General features: G+C 35.3%; 20 protein-coding genes and 3 tRNA genes. 10 read left to right on the top strand and 13 right to left on the bottom strand.

From position 1 onward, the window contains the following. Positions 1-71: 71 nt before the first annotated feature. The 6 genes from U9Q18_00285 (at position 72) to U9Q18_00260 (ending at position 4108) form a co-directional block, all read left to right on the top strand. Positions 72-1124 (top strand): DNA recombination protein RmuC, encoded by a 1053-nt coding sequence (locus U9Q18_00285; GenBank protein MEA3312796.1) that lies wholly within the window; start codon positions 72-74, stop codon positions 1122-1124. Between the two features lie 31 nt (positions 1125-1155). Next, complete coding sequence (locus tag U9Q18_00280; GenBank protein ID MEA3312795.1) at positions 1156-1704, top strand: hypothetical protein; 549 nt, start codon at positions 1156-1158, stop codon at positions 1702-1704. Positions 1705-1766: 62 nt separating this feature from the next. Next, complete coding sequence (locus U9Q18_00275) at positions 1767-2195, top strand: peptidylprolyl isomerase (GenBank protein MEA3312794.1); 429 nt, start codon at positions 1767-1769, stop codon at positions 2193-2195. A gap of 78 nt (positions 2196-2273) precedes the next feature. Then, the gene (locus U9Q18_00270) at positions 2274-3155 is read left to right on the top strand and encodes a DMT family transporter (GenBank protein MEA3312793.1); all 882 of its coding nucleotides are present in this window, start codon (positions 2274-2276) and stop codon (positions 3153-3155) included. 137 nt (positions 3156-3292) lie between these two features. Beyond that, complete coding sequence (locus tag U9Q18_00265) at positions 3293-3505, top strand: hypothetical protein (protein MEA3312792.1); 213 nt, start codon at positions 3293-3295, stop codon at positions 3503-3505. A gap of 42 nt (positions 3506-3547) precedes the next feature. Next, positions 3548-4108 (top strand): YbjQ family protein, encoded by a 561-nt coding sequence (locus tag U9Q18_00260; protein MEA3312791.1) that lies wholly within the window; start codon positions 3548-3550, stop codon positions 4106-4108. 81 nt (positions 4109-4189) lie between these two features. Here U9Q18_00260 and U9Q18_00255 read toward each other — a convergent pair whose 3' ends face one another. After that, positions 4190-4387: a hypothetical protein gene (locus tag U9Q18_00255; GenBank protein MEA3312790.1), complete on the bottom strand. Its 198-nt coding sequence runs from the start codon at positions 4385-4387 to the stop codon at positions 4190-4192. 6 nt (positions 4388-4393) lie between these two features. Next, entirely contained in the window at positions 4394-4879 is a 486-nt protein-coding gene (locus U9Q18_00250) for a metallophosphoesterase family protein (GenBank protein MEA3312789.1), read from the bottom strand. A gap of 67 nt (positions 4880-4946) precedes the next feature. Here U9Q18_00250 and U9Q18_00245 point away from each other — a divergent pair, with 67 nt between their 5' ends. Genes U9Q18_00245 through U9Q18_00235 form a run of 3 tightly spaced genes read left to right on the top strand, consistent with a single transcriptional unit; the run spans position 4947 to position 8585 of the window. After that, positions 4947-5804 carry an FAD binding domain-containing protein gene (locus tag U9Q18_00245; protein ID MEA3312788.1) on the top strand — a complete coding sequence of 286 codons (858 nt, stop codon included), beginning with the start codon at positions 4947-4949 and terminating at the stop codon, positions 5802-5804. Further along, a complete protein-coding gene (locus tag U9Q18_00240; protein ID MEA3312787.1) occupies positions 5801-6271 on the top strand; it encodes a (2Fe-2S)-binding protein in 471 nt (156 codons plus the stop codon). The genes U9Q18_00245 and U9Q18_00240 overlap by 4 nt, the downstream gene beginning before the upstream one ends. A gap of 1 nt (position 6272) precedes the next feature. Beyond that, a complete protein-coding gene (locus U9Q18_00235) occupies positions 6273-8585 on the top strand; it encodes a molybdopterin cofactor-binding domain-containing protein (protein ID MEA3312786.1) in 2313 nt (770 codons plus the stop codon). A gap of 52 nt (positions 8586-8637) precedes the next feature. Here the strand turns inward: U9Q18_00235 and pckA are convergent, their stop codons facing one another. Both pckA and U9Q18_00225 read right to left on the bottom strand, forming a co-directional pair. Further along, on the bottom strand, positions 8638-10227 hold the full coding sequence (pckA, locus tag U9Q18_00230) for a phosphoenolpyruvate carboxykinase (ATP) (GenBank protein MEA3312785.1): 1590 nt from the start codon (positions 10225-10227) through the stop codon (positions 8638-8640). Positions 10228-10324: 97 nt separating this feature from the next. Beyond that, positions 10325-10801 carry a flavodoxin gene (locus tag U9Q18_00225; GenBank protein MEA3312784.1) on the bottom strand — a complete coding sequence of 159 codons (477 nt, stop codon included), beginning with the start codon at positions 10799-10801 and terminating at the stop codon, positions 10325-10327. 158 nt (positions 10802-10959) lie between these two features. Between U9Q18_00225 and U9Q18_00220 the strand changes: the two genes are divergently transcribed. Beyond that, positions 10960-11082: a hypothetical protein gene (locus tag U9Q18_00220; GenBank protein MEA3312783.1), complete on the top strand. Its 123-nt coding sequence runs from the start codon at positions 10960-10962 to the stop codon at positions 11080-11082. Positions 11083-11347: 265 nt separating this feature from the next. Here U9Q18_00220 and U9Q18_00215 read toward each other — a convergent pair. From U9Q18_00215 to U9Q18_00175, 9 genes are all read right to left on the bottom strand, one after another. Then, positions 11348-11434 (bottom strand) — tRNA-Leu (locus U9Q18_00215). A gap of 6 nt (positions 11435-11440) precedes the next feature. After that, a tRNA-Cys gene (locus U9Q18_00210) sits at positions 11441-11514 on the bottom strand. 10 nt (positions 11515-11524) lie between these two features. Beyond that, positions 11525-11599: transfer RNA gene (locus U9Q18_00205), tRNA-Gly, on the bottom strand. 64 nt (positions 11600-11663) lie between these two features. Beyond that, positions 11664-12239: a bis(5'-nucleosyl)-tetraphosphatase (symmetrical) YqeK gene (yqeK, locus tag U9Q18_00200; GenBank protein ID MEA3312782.1), complete on the bottom strand. Its 576-nt coding sequence runs from the start codon at positions 12237-12239 to the stop codon at positions 11664-11666. Further along, entirely contained in the window at positions 12223-12825 is a 603-nt protein-coding gene (nadD, locus tag U9Q18_00195; GenBank protein MEA3312781.1) for a nicotinate-nucleotide adenylyltransferase, read from the bottom strand. Before nadD ends, yqeK begins: the two co-directional genes overlap by 17 nt. Beyond that, complete coding sequence (gene obgE, locus U9Q18_00190) at positions 12809-14089, bottom strand: GTPase ObgE (protein MEA3312780.1); 1281 nt, start codon at positions 14087-14089, stop codon at positions 12809-12811. Before obgE ends, nadD begins: the two co-directional genes overlap by 17 nt. Positions 14090-14110: 21 nt before the next feature. Further along, a complete protein-coding gene (gene rpmA / locus U9Q18_00185; protein MEA3312779.1) occupies positions 14111-14359 on the bottom strand; it encodes a 50S ribosomal protein L27 in 249 nt (82 codons plus the stop codon). Next, entirely contained in the window at positions 14352-14681 is a 330-nt protein-coding gene (gene rplU / locus U9Q18_00180) for a 50S ribosomal protein L21 (protein ID MEA3312778.1), read from the bottom strand. The genes rpmA and rplU overlap by 8 nt, the downstream gene beginning before the upstream one ends. A 92-nt stretch (positions 14682-14773) precedes the next feature. Beyond that, on the bottom strand, positions 14774-15390 hold a 617-nt coding region (locus U9Q18_00175; protein MEA3312777.1), incomplete at its 5' end, for an AI-2E family transporter.

Here is a 15390-nt window from a genome sequence, read left to right as displayed (position 1 = left end):
GTTTAAAATCAAAATAGGATATAATGAAAAATAGTTGAAGTGTAAACATAAGAGAGGAGGTGTTATCTGATATGGTTTTATCGGGCATAGAAATATATATATTAGCAGCATTGTTGGCACTCATAATTTTGGTTTTAATTCTTCTTGTGAGGAATCGCGCTACTGATTTACCGGCAAAGCTTGATTCATCTATTAAAAGTCAATTTCTTACCTTTCAAACTGACATCCATAAAGAGTTGGGTATGGCACGAGAAGCGGTAGCAAATTCAAATAATCTTATTTCAGAGCATACTGTAAAGACAATTGATACTATCAGGGATATGGGGACTACTATGCATAAACTTATCCAGCAGCAGGAAGAGGCGCAAAGATTAGGCCAATCTCTTAAGGATATTCTTCAGGCACCTAAACTTAGGGGCAATTATGGGGAGGTTATACTGGAAGAAATGCTTGACAGAGTTCTTCCGAAAGGTATCTGGGAAAGGCAATACTTAATTGAAGGCAGAGAGCAGGTAGATGCTATTGTCAAAATTAAGGACATAATAATCCCTATTGATGCAAAATTCCCTCGAGATGATTATTTGAAGTATCTTGAAGCACAATCTAAAGAGGAAAAAGCAGTGCATTGGAAGAATTATGAGAATGCCGTAAAAATACAAATAAAGAGCATTAAAAATAAGTATGTAAAGCCGGAAAAAGGGACTTCCGATTTTGCTCTTATGTTTATTCCTTCCGAAGCAATTTATTATGAAACCATAGCACAGAAAAATTATTTGAGTCAGCCATCTACAATATATGAATACTCTCAGGAAAACAAAGTTATTCCAGTTAGCCCCAATACGTTTTATGCTTTTCTGCAAGTAATAGTTATTGGTATCCATAATTTGGAGGTTGTTAAAGGGGCAAAACAATTACAGGATAGACTTGCCTCTCTTAGTAAATCTTTTGAGCAATTTTACAAAAAATATGAAGAGATTGGGAAGCAAATTGATAAAGCTCTCTCAGCTTATCGTGTAGGAAGTAATCATATCGAACGTTATAAACGACAGCTGGACAGTACACTTGGGTTGGAAAAACCAGAGGAAGATGTTGATTTGCCAGTAGAAAATTCAATTGATGAATAGGTTGAGACTTGTTTTATGAGGAGGTGACTTCATGGCATTAAACAAAAAAGTACTAATTTTGGAGTGTATTCCGATTAAAGATGCCAGGAATGAAGGTGTGATATTGAACGAGTTTATGCAATTAATATATGAGGATAAGGTAAATCTTGAAAGAATAAAATCAAAAACTGATTTAATTGAAAGGTTAAAGTTCAATAAATATAAATATATTCACATTTCTAGCCATGGAGTGTGTGATGAATACGGAGAGTGTTATCTGGAAACTCCAAACGGACTCATAACTACGGATGAATTTGACGAGACAAGTGGTTTTAAGGATAGAATATGTTTTATCTCAGCATGTTCTTTAGGAAAAAAGAGCTTTGTAGAGACTTTTTGGGCAAACGCAAAACCAGATATTCTTATTGCGCCTCAACGAGAGATAACTTATGTAGATGCTGCAACCTTCTGGATTTTACTTTATTATAATCACTTTTATTTGAAAAAGACATTATTTGCAAGTTATAAAATTGCAAGTGAATCCGTAAAAAATAGCGGAGCAATGCAATATTGGTATGCAGAAGGTTATGGCGATTATTAATAATGTGTGTATAATAAGTCTAATATTTTTTTAAACAGTAGATAGAATGAAAGGAGGAATTAATGTCACAGGCAAAAAATGGAGATACTGTTAAAGTTCAATATACGGGGAAGTTTGTGGATGGAACGACATTTGATACATCAGTTAATAAAGCGCCATTACAATTTTCAATAGGAAAGGGTATGGTAATTCCAGGATTTGAGAAGGCAGTGATAGGGATGAGTATTGGTGAATCAAAAAGCATTAAAATTCCTGCAAGCGAGGCCTATGGTCTTTATCGTAAAGAATTGGTCATAGAGATAAAAAAAGATAATATACCTGAAAATTTAAACCCTGCAATTGACCAGCAATTGGAATTAATCGGGAGCAATGGACAGAAGTTTATTGGCAGAGTAACTAATGTTTCCGAGCTAACTGTAACATTGGATGCCAATCATTTTTTGGCAGGCAAAGATTTATTTTTTGATATCCAACTTGTTGAGATTGTTTGATTAAGCATAATGCTAAAGGTTTTTGATTTGTGGATGTAATGTTTACTAATCCCGCATATTATATTGCTATTGTTTGATATGAAAAAGCAGAAGCAATCTTATACTTATGCAATAATTGCTGTATTACTATGGTCAACTGTTGCCTCTGCTTTTAAAATTTCGTTGCGATATTTAGACTTTCTTCAGCTGCTTTTTTATGCTTCTATTGCTTCAATAATATTTCTATTTGTTGTTTTATTGATTCAAAATAAATTGTATTTACTTAAAAGTTATTCACAGAAAGATTATTTACATTCTGCATTGTTTGGATTTTTGAATCCTTTTTTGTATTACATTATTTTATTTAAGGCTTATTCTCTGCTTCCTGCACAAGAAGCGCAGCCATTGAATTATACCTGGCCGATAATGCTTGTTTTATTATCGATTCCTTTACTTGGACAAAAAGTAGGACTCAAAAGTTTTTTTGCTATCAGTATTAGTTTTCTCGGTGTTCTTGTAATTTCTGTGCAAGGAAATATTTTAGGGTTCAGGTTTGCCAATTTAAATGGCGCATTACTGGCTTTGGGTAGTGCGGTAGTTTGGGCTTTATTTTGGATTTATAATACACGTGATAAGCGTGATGATATTGCTAAGTTGTTACTCAATTTTATATTTGGCTTTATTTATTTACTTATTGTGTTTCTGTTTTTTTCTAAAAGAATTATACCCGACATCAAAGGGTTTCTGGGAGCAATCTATGTTGGTTTGTTTGAAATGGGAATTACTTTTGTGTTATGGTCGAAAGCATTAAAATTATCTAAAACAACTGCCAAAATTAGCAATTTTATCTATTTGGTTCCTTTTCTCTCCTTAATATGGGTTCATTTTTTAGTTGGTGAAACAATATTATTTTCAACAATAATAGGATTAATTTTTATTGTTATTGGTATAGTTTTACAGCAATATAGAAGTCTGGCCTAATTTAATTTCTGTGTCTCTTTAGGAATTAAGCTTTATTGACTTCTAAAACTATTTAATGTAAACTAAATTAAAAGAGGGTATGTTAGTTATGCATTGTTTATTCAAATAAGATATAGGAGAGGAGGTATTAATTTAATATGAAACAAACGCTTAAGCCACTTTATAATTTTATAATTGGGATTTCGTATGCAATTACTATCATTGGTTCTATTACGTTGGCGCTTTATTTGCTCTCCCTTGAGCAAAAAGGTGTTATTGAAATAATTGCGATAATAGCCTTTTTTGCCCTGGCTTTATTTACTGTACTGCAAGGTATTCGTTTTATAAAAATGAAAATGAAGCATAAGTAGAAAAGTTTTAATAAATTTTGTGCATTTAGGAAGGAGGGTATTGTGAAAGCAATTAGATTGGTTGGTTCGTTAGCTTTTGTAGTTGGTCTTTTCACTGCAATTTTTATTGGTGTACCGTGGTATGTTTATCATGAGCCTATTTTGCCATGGTGGCTTAAAATTGCTATGTATTGTTTATTTGGTGGTATCTTGCTGGTTTTATTAACGTTAAGTGTTGAGCAGAAAAAGGAGCAAGCTTTTGAGAAGGAGACCTCTTATGAAGAGCTGCGTGCGGAAATATTATTTCAGAGTTCTAGCGAAATTCCTGGTCGAAATATTAAAGAGGTTTTAGGTATGGTTCAAGGACATACCATTTATGCTATCTGGATTGGAAGAGACCTTTCAGCTATTGTACGATTAATTCTTGGAGGTGAGCTAATCGAGTATACGGAAATGATGGGGAAGGCTCGTTCAGTAGCTATTGCACGGATGATGGCCCATGCAAAGGAATTAGGTGCTGACGCTATTATTAATGTACGCTTCGTGACTACCAGTGTAATTGGTAGTGCTGCCGAACTTTTGGCTTATGGAACTGCAGTTAAACTTAATGAGCTTAAATCTTAATAGATAAAAATGTAAAAGAGCAAAAGATTTTGTAGTATCAAGCAGGAACAGTTAACAGGCAATAATTCTTTGTGTAGGTTTCTATTCGGTTTTTAGAATGCCTATCAAAACTTCGGAGAGTTCTGCCTCTTTGATTTCTTTTTCTGTTTTATTTATATTGTATGGTATTCGTCTAATTTCCACTTGTTCTGCTACAGTGTCTATAATAGCACAGCTTGTTAGCCAGATGCCGTCACGTGGTTGTCCTACACTTCCCGGATTTACTATAACACCTTTCACGATGTTTCATAAAACTAACGGAAAGTGAGTGTGTCCATATATAATGAAATCTGTGTCAATATTGCCAAATTCTTCGATAAATTTTTCTTTTGGAGTATCAGCTTTAAGATAAGTAAACAGCGGGTCACTATTTGATGCATGTGTCATAAAGAATTTTTTATTATCTATTTTGAATTTTTCTTTTAATGGAAGTCTCTTTAGAAATTCCATTTCTTCTTTATTTAAAATTTGTTTTGTATACTCTCTCGTAAATACTGAGAGAGCGTGCATTTGGGCTGAGCAGCCGCAATCTGTGTTAAAAGCTACTGCATTGTCATGATTCCCTCGCACCATTTTATAGGAGACATTGTTTAATGTTTCGATGCATTCTTTTGGACGTGGGCCATAATCTACAATATCGCCGGCAAATAATACTATATCATGCGGGAGTTTAAGTACTGATTTTAGTGCTTCAAAATTTGCATGTACATCGGAAATGACTAGTATCTTCATCTTTTTCTCCTTGATTATTTCCTTAAAATATTGTAATATGAATTTAAAAAAAGAAAAGGGAGGAACTATGCTGAAGTTAAAAAATGTTAAGAGTTGCTTTACTCCAAATTCTATTCAGGAAGCCGTTGATATTCTCAAGAAATCCGACGGAAAAGCAGTCATTGTTGGTGGAGGGCTGGATATTACAGTGTTTCCTAATCCCACTATCGAACAATTGATATTTTTAAATAAACTTGGCTTAACTTATATCAGGGAAGATGATGAAAATATTAAGATCGGTGCCACTTCGACAATTACAGATGTCGCAAAGGCTCCTGTAATGCAGAATTACTTAAAGGGTAAAGTGAAAATAGCACTTACTGAACTTGCTTCAGAGCTCCTTAGAAACCAGATTACAATGGGAGGTTCTATCGCAAGACATCACTTCTACTCGGATATTCTTCCTGCACTTTATGCGTTAAGAGCTAAAATTATGGTTTCGGGCGGAGAATTTGTTGAAGAATTTTTCATTGATGATTTTTATCGTAATGATTTGAAGGTTCTTATGGAGAGTTGTATTGTAGTCGGAGTGCATTTGAATAAATATGATGATTCTTTTCAATTCGGGTCGAAAAGATTTGTAAGGAATGCTACAGATATAGCTTTGCTGAACATGGCAATACTTGCACAAATTGAAGAGGATATTATTAAGGATATTTCTATTTCAGTGGGTTCACGTCCTGGACCTGCCTATCGTTTTGAACAAGGTGAAGCTTTTTTGCGAGGGAAAAAGTTGACTAAGGTACTTGCAGAAGACTTTGGGTTATTTACAAAAAGCAATGTTGATGTTGCCAAAGATATGCATTTGAGCAGAGAATATAGACAACATATCGCAGGCATCTATACAAAAGAAATACTTCTTGATTTTATTGGAGGTGTGGGATGAAGGTTCGTTATTCTATAAATGGAAAGAAAAAAGAATTTGAAATTGAAGCAGGTGAAGTACTTCTCGATGTTTTGCGAAGAAATGGATATTTTGAAGTAAAAGGAAATTGTTACATGGGAACTTGTGGCACCTGTACTGTGTTGATTGATGGATTACCTTATACAAGTTGCACAATGCTTGCTGCTAAGGTGGATGGCAGTGAAATTACAACGATAAAGGGAATAGGCACTTTGCAAAATCCACATCCTTTGCAGAAAGCTTTTGTGGAAAAAGGAGCAGTGCAGTGTGGATTTTGTACTCCTGGCACCATACTTGTTGCCTATGCTTTGCTTAAAAGCAATCCTGACCCTACCGATGATGATATCAAAAAAATGCTGGACGGAAATCTCTGTAGATGCACAGGTTACGTGCAACAGATAGAGGCTATTAAGTTGGCTGCGAAGATGTTGAAAAAAGGAGATGGGTAATATGAAAGATTTTAAACATATAGGGACAAGTACAGACAAAATTGATGCACTTTCTCTTGCAACAGGACAATCAATGTTTGTTGATGATATTTCATTTCCGAATATGCTGCATATAAAGTTTTTGTATTCCCCACATGCTCATGCGATTATTGAAAATATCGACACAACTCTTGCTGAAAAATATCCTGGTGTTGAAATGGTGCTTACATATAAGAATACTTCGCGTATTATACACACTACTGCTGGCCAAGGATGGCCGGAACCATCTCCATATGATACTTATATGTTTAACAGAAAAATGAGATACATAGGTGATAGAGTTGCTGCAGTTGCAGCAGAAACCGAAGAGATTGCGCAAGAAGCTTTGAAGCTTATAAAAGTACAGTACAAAGTATTACCTGCTATTTTAGATATGGAAGATGCAATAAAAGATGGAGCGCCTATCATTCATGATGAGCCTGAGATCAAAGGTGCATATGACCCACAACGCAATCTTGCAGCGCACATATTAGTAAAAGTGGGGGATGTTGAAAAAGGATTTGCTGAATCCGATGTTGTAGCTGAAGATACATTTGAAGTGCCATACGCTCAGCATTGTCCTATTGAGCCACATGTTGCTATCACTTATCTTGATGAGTATGGTAGGATAGTAATAAGAACCTCCACGCAAGTGCCATTCCATGTGAGAAGAATTGTTGCACAGGTGTTGGATATACCTGTGCAAAAAATACGTGTGATAAAGCCAAGAATTGGTGGTGGATTTGGAGTGAAACAAGAAATTATTCTTGAAGATGTTTGTGCCTATATTACGATGAAAACTGGTAAACCTACACGTGCTCTTTATACAAGGGAAGAAGAATTTATTTCATCGAGAACAAGACACCAAATGAAGGTGAATGTTAAAATCGGCGCAAAAAAAGATGGCACATTTAACGCTGTTAGAATGTATGTATTGAGTAATACAGGTGCTTATGGAACACATGCATTGACTGTTGCGTCTAATGCAGGCTCAAAAACACTTCCTCTTTATAACAAAGCACCTAATGTAGAGTACATAGCTGATGTTGTCTATACAAACTTACCTGTTGCCGGGGCTTACAGAGGTTATGGCGCAACGCAAGGATATGCTTGTTTAGAGCAGGTAGTTGATGAGGTTGCACATAAATTAGAATTGACTCCTCTTGAAATAAGAAAGAAAAATCATATAAAAAGCGGTGAAACTTCTCCGATTTTTAGGGCCTTAGGCGAAGGGCGCGAAGGAGTGACACAATATATGCAGAGTTGTGCACTGGATGAACTTATCGAAAAGGGTGCAAAGGAAATTGGTTGGTTTGAAAAACATGGAAAGAGGACCAGAAATGGCAGCAAGGTTAGAGGCATAGGAATGTCCATTCATATGCAGGGTTCAGCTATTCCTCTTGTTGATATGGGAGCTGCGACGCTTAAAATGAACGAGGACGCTTCTTTTAACCTTATGTATGGAGGGACGGATCTTGGTACAGGTTTAGATACTATTGCCGCGCAAATTGTTGCAGAAACTCTTGGGATAAAGCCTGAGCAGGTTATAGTGTATGCTGCCGATACGGATCTTACACCTTTTGATGTGGGAGCATATGCTTCCAGTGGTACATTTATATCCGGTGGGGCTGTTCTTCGTGCTGCAATGAAAATAAGAGAGCAGATTTTTGAAGTTGTTAGGGAGATGTTCGGTGAACAAGATGAGCGGGATTTTGCGCTGGAAGATGGCAAAGTGACAAGCAAAAAAACAGGCAAGTCTGTCACACTTTCTGAAATTGCTTATCAAACGTTATATGTCAAAAACCAGCACCAGATTGCAGCAACTGGTTCAATGGTTTCTCCGTATTCTCCGCCTCCATTTGCTGCTCATTTTGTCGAGATTGAAGTAGATGAAGAAACAGGAATTGTTACCCCAATAAAATATGTTGCAGCAGTGGACTGTGGAACGCCTCTTAATCCAGAGCTTGTCAGAGGGCAAATCATTGGAGCTTTAGTGAATGGTTTAAGTTATGCACTTTCTGAGGAGTATAAACTTACAGATTCAGGAAGAATGTTTGGCTCGAATTTTATGGAATACAGAATACCCTCAACAAGGGATATTCCTGAGATAGTTCCAATTATTGTGAGTACATATGAACCTACTGGACCGTATGGAGCAAAATCTGTAGCTGAAATAAATATTAACGGACCAATTCCTGCAATTGGAAATGCTTTATATGATGCGCTTGGTGTAAGGGTTCATAAAGTACCGTATATTCCGGAAAGAGTGCTTGAAATAATAAGAAGTAAAAAATAAAAATCTATTTGTGATGAAATAATAAAAATGGGGAGCATTTGCTCCCCATTTTTTATACGATTTTTGGCCCTGCGTTTTTGATTTTGTCTTCTATATATCCCTCAAATTTTTCGAAGTTTTCTTTGAATTTGTTTGCAAGTGTTACGGCAGTTTTGTAGTACAATTCTTTATCTTCCCATGTGTTTTTTGGAAGAAGAATTTCGCTGGGGACGATAGAACCGGGTATTTCTTTGGGAACTTGCAGTCCAAAGATAGGTTCTTCCGTGTATTCTACATTTTTTAATTTTCCATTTAGTGCAGCGCTTACCATTGCCCGCGTATAAGCGAGTTTTATTCTGCTTCCTATTCCATATGGACCGCCAGCCCACCCAGTATTGACTAAAAAAACATCTGTATGGTATTTTTCTATTTTTTCTCCAAGCATCTTTGCATAAACTGCAGGATGTCTCATCATAAATGGTGCACCAAAGCAAGCTGAAAATGTTGGCAAAGGCTCTATTATTCCTGTTTCAGTGCCAGCAACTTTTGCTGTGTACCCGCTCATAAAATGATACATCGCTTGTTCTTTTGTAAGTCTGGATATGGGAGGCAGTACTCCAAATGCATCTGCTGTGAGAAAATAAATTACGGAAGGGATTGAACAGATTCCATCCATTTTAGCATTCTCAATGTATTCCATTGGTATTGCTGCCCTTGTGTTTTCGGTATATTTGCTATCTGCATAATCAGGGGTTCTATCGCTTCTTATTACAGCATTTTCTAATAATGTGCCGAATCTTATTGCACTGAAAATGCGAGGTTCTTTTTTGGGTGTAATATCTATGATTTTTGCGTATGAACCACCTTCCATATTAAATATTTTATCGCTTCCCCATCCATGTTCATCGTCTCCAATGAGAATTCTTTCAGGATCCATGGATATTGTTGTTTTGCCTGTACCGGATAATCCAAAGAACAGTGCTGAATTTCCGTCTTTTCCCTCATTTGCAGAGCAATGCATGGGAAATATATTTTTTGCTGGAAGTAAAAAATTCATTATTGAGAACATGACCTTTTTTATTTCTCCTCCGTAAGCGCTTCCAAGAATGATAGCGATTTTTTTGTCAAAGTTAACTCCTATGGCTACTTCACTGCGTACTTCATCTACCTCAGGAACGGTTTTACATCTTGGAACTGCAATTACTGTAAAATCCGCTTGATTATGAAGGTTCAAATCTTTTTTATCCGCACTTACAAACATATTTGTAGAGAAAAGAGCAGAAGATGCATAATCTGAGATGATTCTGAGTGACATTCTTGTCTGCATATCATGCCCAACATAGCCATCGTATATAAAAACATTTTTTTCTTGCAAGTAAGCTGTTGCTCTTACATACAGTTTTTCGAATACTTTTTCTGTAGTGGGGATATTAATTTTTCCCCAATCGATTTGATTGTGTATAGAGGGTTGGTCTACTATAAATCTGTCTTTTGGTGATCGCCCTGTATGTTTTCCTGTATTTATGCTGATAGAGCCATTATCTGTAAGTATTCCTTCTTTATTCTGTATCGCAAATTCTATAAGTTCTGCCCGTGTAAGATTTCTGTAGACTTTATTTGTATTGATGATTCCTAATTTTTCAAGCCCATAAGAATCGTTCATTTTATTCTCCTTTCATTATTTTTATCTAAAGAAGTTTATGCGAAAAGCGTTTTCTGTCAACCTGTGGAGACAATTTTGTATGTGCGCTGCTAAAGCTCTAATTTTTGATTTTTTCAGCAAATTCGTTTATTTTTTCAAAAGAATTTGCTTTGATACCTCTTTCACTAAAGCTTATCAGGGCAATGGGATTTTTACTGCAAAGGTTTTCCATATCTTTAAATATTTTTAATGTATCTTTAGGGCGATTCCCGGCGGAAGTGCAGAAAAAGGCTACGTTTTTGAAAGCATCTTTATAATTATGTATATAAGTTCTGATTGGCGTAGATATATTGGTTGCCCATATAGGCGTACCAATGATTATCATGTCGTATTGTGAAGGATTTTTCTTTATTTGTTTTATAGATGTATATCTTTTTAGGATGGCATCCATTCCTGAAATTAACCATCCTAACAGCCCATTCCTGTTTTTTTCGTCAATTATTTCCTCTATATCTCCCTGGACAAGCTTTGCTATTTCTTGCGCTATTTTTTTAGTATTTCCTGTTCTTGAATAAAACACTGTTAAAGTTTTCATTTTAGTACCTCCTTGCCATTCTCTTTCTGCAGCATATAATATATAGAAAAATTAATATTAGTAAACTGTTTTAGATCCGAAAACGTAGAAATGTGGTGGCCGTAAAATATAAAATATTATTCTAAAAATTAATGTTAGTTAAGATCTTAATAAAAAAAATGGTTAGCGACATGGAACAAAAGGAAGGGGCACAAAAAGAGTTTTATAAGGAAACTGAGTTTACAAAACTTATTGAAGGTGTTGTATTTTCATGTGATCCGAATGATTTTATGAAACTGTAGGCCATTAAAACAGAATTATCTGGCCAGGTTGATATTCAATTTTTCTCTTTTTATGAATGCATTACAAAAATTGATCTTTTAATTTTAAATCTGAGGATCATTAATTCTTTGATCATTTTTCAGGAACGATTATCTTAAGCACAGTGAAAGCTATTCAATTCAAAGATATTATTGGGGGATAGAGGAGCATAACGTCCGATGGTAATTGTTACTAATTTTTTATTAGAAACTGATTATTCTAATAAAAGCAACACAGGAACTGAACTGGTGCCGGGGACCGGAATCGAACCGGTACGATGTCACCATCGCGGGATTTTAAGTCCCGTGCGTCTACCAATTCCGCCACCCCGGCATAAATTGGAGGCACCGATCGGAGTCGAACCGACGATAAGGGTTTTGCAGACCCTTGCCTTACCACTTGGCGACGGCGCCTTTTCATCTTTGGAGCGGAAGACGGGATTTGAACCCGCGACAACTGGCTTGGGAAGCCAGAGCTCTACCCCTGAGCTACTCCCGCTTACATCTATATTATATTTTTATTCTGTTTTCAGTCAACCGAAACAATGTAAATTGAGTGAGATTTACTGAACAATCTCACTCTTCAGTAAATCGTTAAACATTTCTATACAATATGGGTGAATAGGTTTTCTTTTGTTCATTAAAAAACAGATATTAAGCTCTGTTTCTTTTAAAACTGCTTCTTTTAGATTTTTGAAAGAGATTTTTCTTACAAGGCTTGCTTCTTTGAAGTTTCTTCCGCATTCTGTAAAATCTGCTATATAAATAATTGCTTCGTTAACGGTAATTCCTTTTCTTCCGGTTGTATGATAGCGGATTGCGTTGAGTATTGATTGGTCGTTAACACCAAAAATTGTTTCTGCGATAATTGCTCCAGCCAGGCTGTGTAAAAGAACTGGTTTTGCATACTCAAGTTTTTTTATTCTGTAGCCATTTTCTTTTACTATTTTTATCAGTTCTTTTGTGGGCATATCTCGTGCTATATCATGTAAATAGGCTGCGTAAACGAGCTTTGTAGTATCTCCATTCCAGATTTTACTGAGTTTTTCGCTCATATCTGCAACTCTTTCGGAATGTTCAAATCGATTAGGAGAAAGTCTCTTTTTAACTTCTTCTCTTAATTTATCTATAGTAACCATTCTCTGCTATTTCTTTTTCTATACTCTTGGGAAGAAGATAGGAAATATGCTTTCCTTTTTTGATTCTTTCTCTTATCAATGTAGACGATATCTGAAATAGGGGGTGTGGAAGAAAAAATATTTTCTCTTTGTATACTGCGAAGTATTTTTTAATATATTTTTTTGTGCCGGCAAAATTTCCTTCATATCGTTTTGCTAAGATAAGGTATGAATTTTCTAAAATTTCTTCCGGTGATTTCCACTTATGAAATTGCATAAATGTATCTTCTCCGAGAATGGTAAAAAGCATATCTTTGCCATTATTGAAATGGTGCAGCGTATCTATAAAAAATGAAGGTGCTTCCCTTTTTATTTCGAAAAAAGAAACTTCAAAATTTTTTTCATTTGAAATAGCATTTTTTACAAAATCTGCACGTATTTGTTTCTTCAGTAGCTCTTGTTTTTCGAAGACAGGGTTCCCTGTAGGGATAAAGATTATTTTATTTAGATTAAAAGTCTTTATCGAGTCTTTGGCGACGAAGAGATGACCATTATGTATCGGGTTAAATGCTCCGCCAAAAAGGCCTATTTTATTTGTTTTTTTCATCTTGTTTAAATATAAAACTTTTGCTACCTATGATTACCCTATCTCCGTCTTTTATTCCTGCTCTTATCAACTCTTTTTCTAATTTTATTTTTTTGAAAAACCTGAAAAGTTCTTTAGTACTTCCTGTTTTTTCGAGATCGCTTAATTGGACTCTTCTTTCTAACTCGTCTTGAGTTGCCTTAAATGCATGGAGATTTATCTTTTCGATTTTTAAAAACTTTTTTAAATCATTTTCAGTGAGTGTAATAGTTTTTTCTTTTACTTTGATTTTCTTTTCTGGCGCAGCTGATAAAACAAGTTCATGTAATCTATACAAAAGAGGGTCTATGTCAATTTTATGCAGTGCAGAGATAAAATATACTTCTTCACCTAATTTATTGAATTTATCCTTTATCTCTTTTGTTCTTTTTGTACTCCACAGATCTATTTTATTAACCGCTATGACTCTTTGTTTGTTGAGAATTCCAGGGTTGTATTCTTTTAGTTCGTTTAGTAGATTTTTAAAGGCTGGAAGAATATTTTTTCGCTCTGTACCGTCTATTAAGACTAACAATGCTTTTGTCCTTTCTATGTGTGCGAGAAATTCATTACCCATTCCTCTTCCTTTACTTGCTCCTTTTATGAGTCCGGGGAGGTCTGCCATTAAAAAGCTTTTATTCATACCAATTTTTACCATCCCAATCTTTGGCGAAAGAGTAGTAAATGGGTAGTTCGCTATTTTTGGTTTTGCATTGGATACAGCCGTGAGTAATGTGGATTTTCCTGCATTAGGCAATCCTATGATGCCTATATCTGACAAAATCTTTAATCGTAACTCTATACGTATTGTTTTACTGTTACCGCCGCTTTCACTGTAATGGGGAGTACGCTCTGTTGGAGTGGCAAAGCTTTTATTTCCTTTCCCGCCTTTTCCACCCTTAGCTATAACGATAGATTGGTTATCTTTGTCGAGATCTGCAATTATTTCGTTAGTATCTCTGTTTAGTATAATGGTCCCTCGCGGGACCATTATTATGATGTCTTTGCCATTTTTGCCGTGCTTGTTGGCTGATTTACCACTTTCTCCGTTTTCTGCGGCAAAATGCTTTTGATGGATGAAATGATTTAGGGTATTAAGGTTCTGGGTTGCCTGAATGACCACACTGCCTCCATTTCCGCCATCCCCTCCATTAGGGCCGCCATGGGGGGCAAACTTTTCATGACGAAAACTTACTGCTCCATTACCTCCCTTGCCGCTTTTTATTGTGATGGTGGCATGATCTATAAATCTTCTCTTGATCGTAAGCTAAATCTCCTCAGTCAGAATATGAACTATCGTCTTTGTTTTTTTCTTTTCGAATTTTACTATGCCTGGTTTTAATGCAAAAAGTGTATAATCATTACCTTCTCCAATATTTTTCCCTGGTTTTATTTTTTCGCCTATTTGTCTAACAATAATATTTCCAGCTTTTACTTTCTGACCGCCGTAAAGTTTTACACCGAGGTATTTAGGGTTACTATCTCTTCCATTTGTTCTAGATTTCTTTCTAGCCACTTTTATTCACCTCGCTCAGGATTTCATTTATTCTTACCATCGTATAAGGTTGCCTATGACCATTTTTTTTCCTGTTTCTTGTTTTGTTTCGATAAAAAAACACAGTGATTTTTTTATTCCTTCCCTGTTCGGTGATAGTTCCTTCTACTGATACATTTTTTATTCCAGGCGTGCCTAATTTAACAGTTTTTCCGTCCTTTAGCATGAGTACATCTTTAAAATGTATCTTATCGCCTATTTTGCCGGTTAATTTCTGTATTTTAATAATGTCACCAGACTTGATTCTGTACTGATGTCCACCAGTTTTTATAATTGCTTCCATCTATTAGCCTCCTTTCACTATAAAAGGCACCAGTTTTTAGCCTTTTATATGTGATATTGCAACTTCTTATTGTACTGATTTAAAGTTTTCTGTCAAGTAGTTTTAATTGTTTGATAAAATTCGGGGCGGAGAATTTTTATTATGTTTCTCATGATTATAAACGAAGGCACTGCAATAATAACGCCAAGTACTCCAGCTAGTGAGCCTCCTAAAAGAAGGAGTATAATAATTGCAATTGGGGGGATTTTTATTCTTTTTCCTGTGAAATGAGGTATAACGATTTGTGATTGTACGATTTCTATTGCAATAAAAAAAACTGAAAACAGCAAAAAAGTTTTAAGTGAAGTAAGTACTGCAAATGTTGCACCTATGATATAAACTATGGTAGGCCCCACATAGGGGAGCAATTCGAGAAATGAATCCATGAAGCCAATGAGTAAAAAATATTTTAGACCAACGAAATAGCTCATTGTTCCTATCATTATTCCCGTGCATATTGCTATTATTAGTAGCGTACCGTAATATGTTCTGATTTCTTCATTATTTTCTTTTAAAAACTTTATCCATGATTTATTCTTATCATCTTTAAAGAGTTTTGAAAATACATTAAATAACATTGCAGAATCTTTCATAAAAAAGAATGCAAGAACAATAGAGATGAAGAAAGATGGTATGAGTCTTATTTTTTGTAGTAGCGTTGTGAGGAATG

It is taken from the genome of Caldisericota bacterium (assembly GCA_034717215.1).
GTDB lineage: Bacteria > Caldisericota > Caldisericia > Caldisericales > Caldisericaceae > UBA646.
The sequence above is the reverse complement of the archived record's forward strand: the minus strand, read 5'-3'. Positions and strand labels throughout refer to the sequence as shown.

What these genes read in the sequence shown, in the direction of transcription:
- U9Q18_00270 (MEA3312793.1), top strand. Translation starts at nt 2,274, where the DNA reads ATGAAAAAGCAGAAGCAATCTTATACTTATGCAATAATTGCTGTATTA.
- U9Q18_00240 (MEA3312787.1), top strand. Translation starts at nt 5,801, where the DNA reads ATGAAGGTTCGTTATTCTATAAATGGAAAGAAAAAAGAATTTGAAATT.
- U9Q18_00285 (MEA3312796.1), top strand. Translation starts at nt 72, where the DNA reads ATGGTTTTATCGGGCATAGAAATATATATATTAGCAGCATTGTTGGCA.
- U9Q18_00250 (MEA3312789.1), bottom strand. Translation starts at nt 4,879, where the DNA reads ATGAAGATACTAGTCATTTCCGATGTACATGCAAATTTTGAAGCACTA.
- yqeK (MEA3312782.1), bottom strand. Translation starts at nt 12,239, where the DNA reads ATGGTTACTATAGATAAATTAAGAGAAGAAGTTAAAAAGAGACTTTCT.
- U9Q18_00280 (MEA3312795.1), top strand. Translation starts at nt 1,156, where the DNA reads ATGGCATTAAACAAAAAAGTACTAATTTTGGAGTGTATTCCGATTAAA.
- nadD (MEA3312781.1), bottom strand. Translation starts at nt 12,825, where the DNA reads ATGAAAAAAACAAATAAAATAGGCCTTTTTGGCGGAGCATTTAACCCG.
- U9Q18_00235 (MEA3312786.1), top strand. Translation starts at nt 6,273, where the DNA reads ATGAAAGATTTTAAACATATAGGGACAAGTACAGACAAAATTGATGCA.
- U9Q18_00220 (MEA3312783.1), top strand. Translation starts at nt 10,960, where the DNA reads ATGGTTAGCGACATGGAACAAAAGGAAGGGGCACAAAAAGAGTTTTAT.
- U9Q18_00245 (MEA3312788.1), top strand. Translation starts at nt 4,947, where the DNA reads ATGCTGAAGTTAAAAAATGTTAAGAGTTGCTTTACTCCAAATTCTATT.
- rplU (MEA3312778.1), bottom strand. Translation starts at nt 14,681, where the DNA reads ATGGAAGCAATTATAAAAACTGGTGGACATCAGTACAGAATCAAGTCT.
- pckA (MEA3312785.1), bottom strand. Translation starts at nt 10,227, where the DNA reads ATGAACGATTCTTATGGGCTTGAAAAATTAGGAATCATCAATACAAAT.
- U9Q18_00225 (MEA3312784.1), bottom strand. Translation starts at nt 10,801, where the DNA reads ATGAAAACTTTAACAGTGTTTTATTCAAGAACAGGAAATACTAAAAAA.
- U9Q18_00275 (MEA3312794.1), top strand. Translation starts at nt 1,767, where the DNA reads ATGTCACAGGCAAAAAATGGAGATACTGTTAAAGTTCAATATACGGGG.
- U9Q18_00265 (MEA3312792.1), top strand. Translation starts at nt 3,293, where the DNA reads ATGAAACAAACGCTTAAGCCACTTTATAATTTTATAATTGGGATTTCG.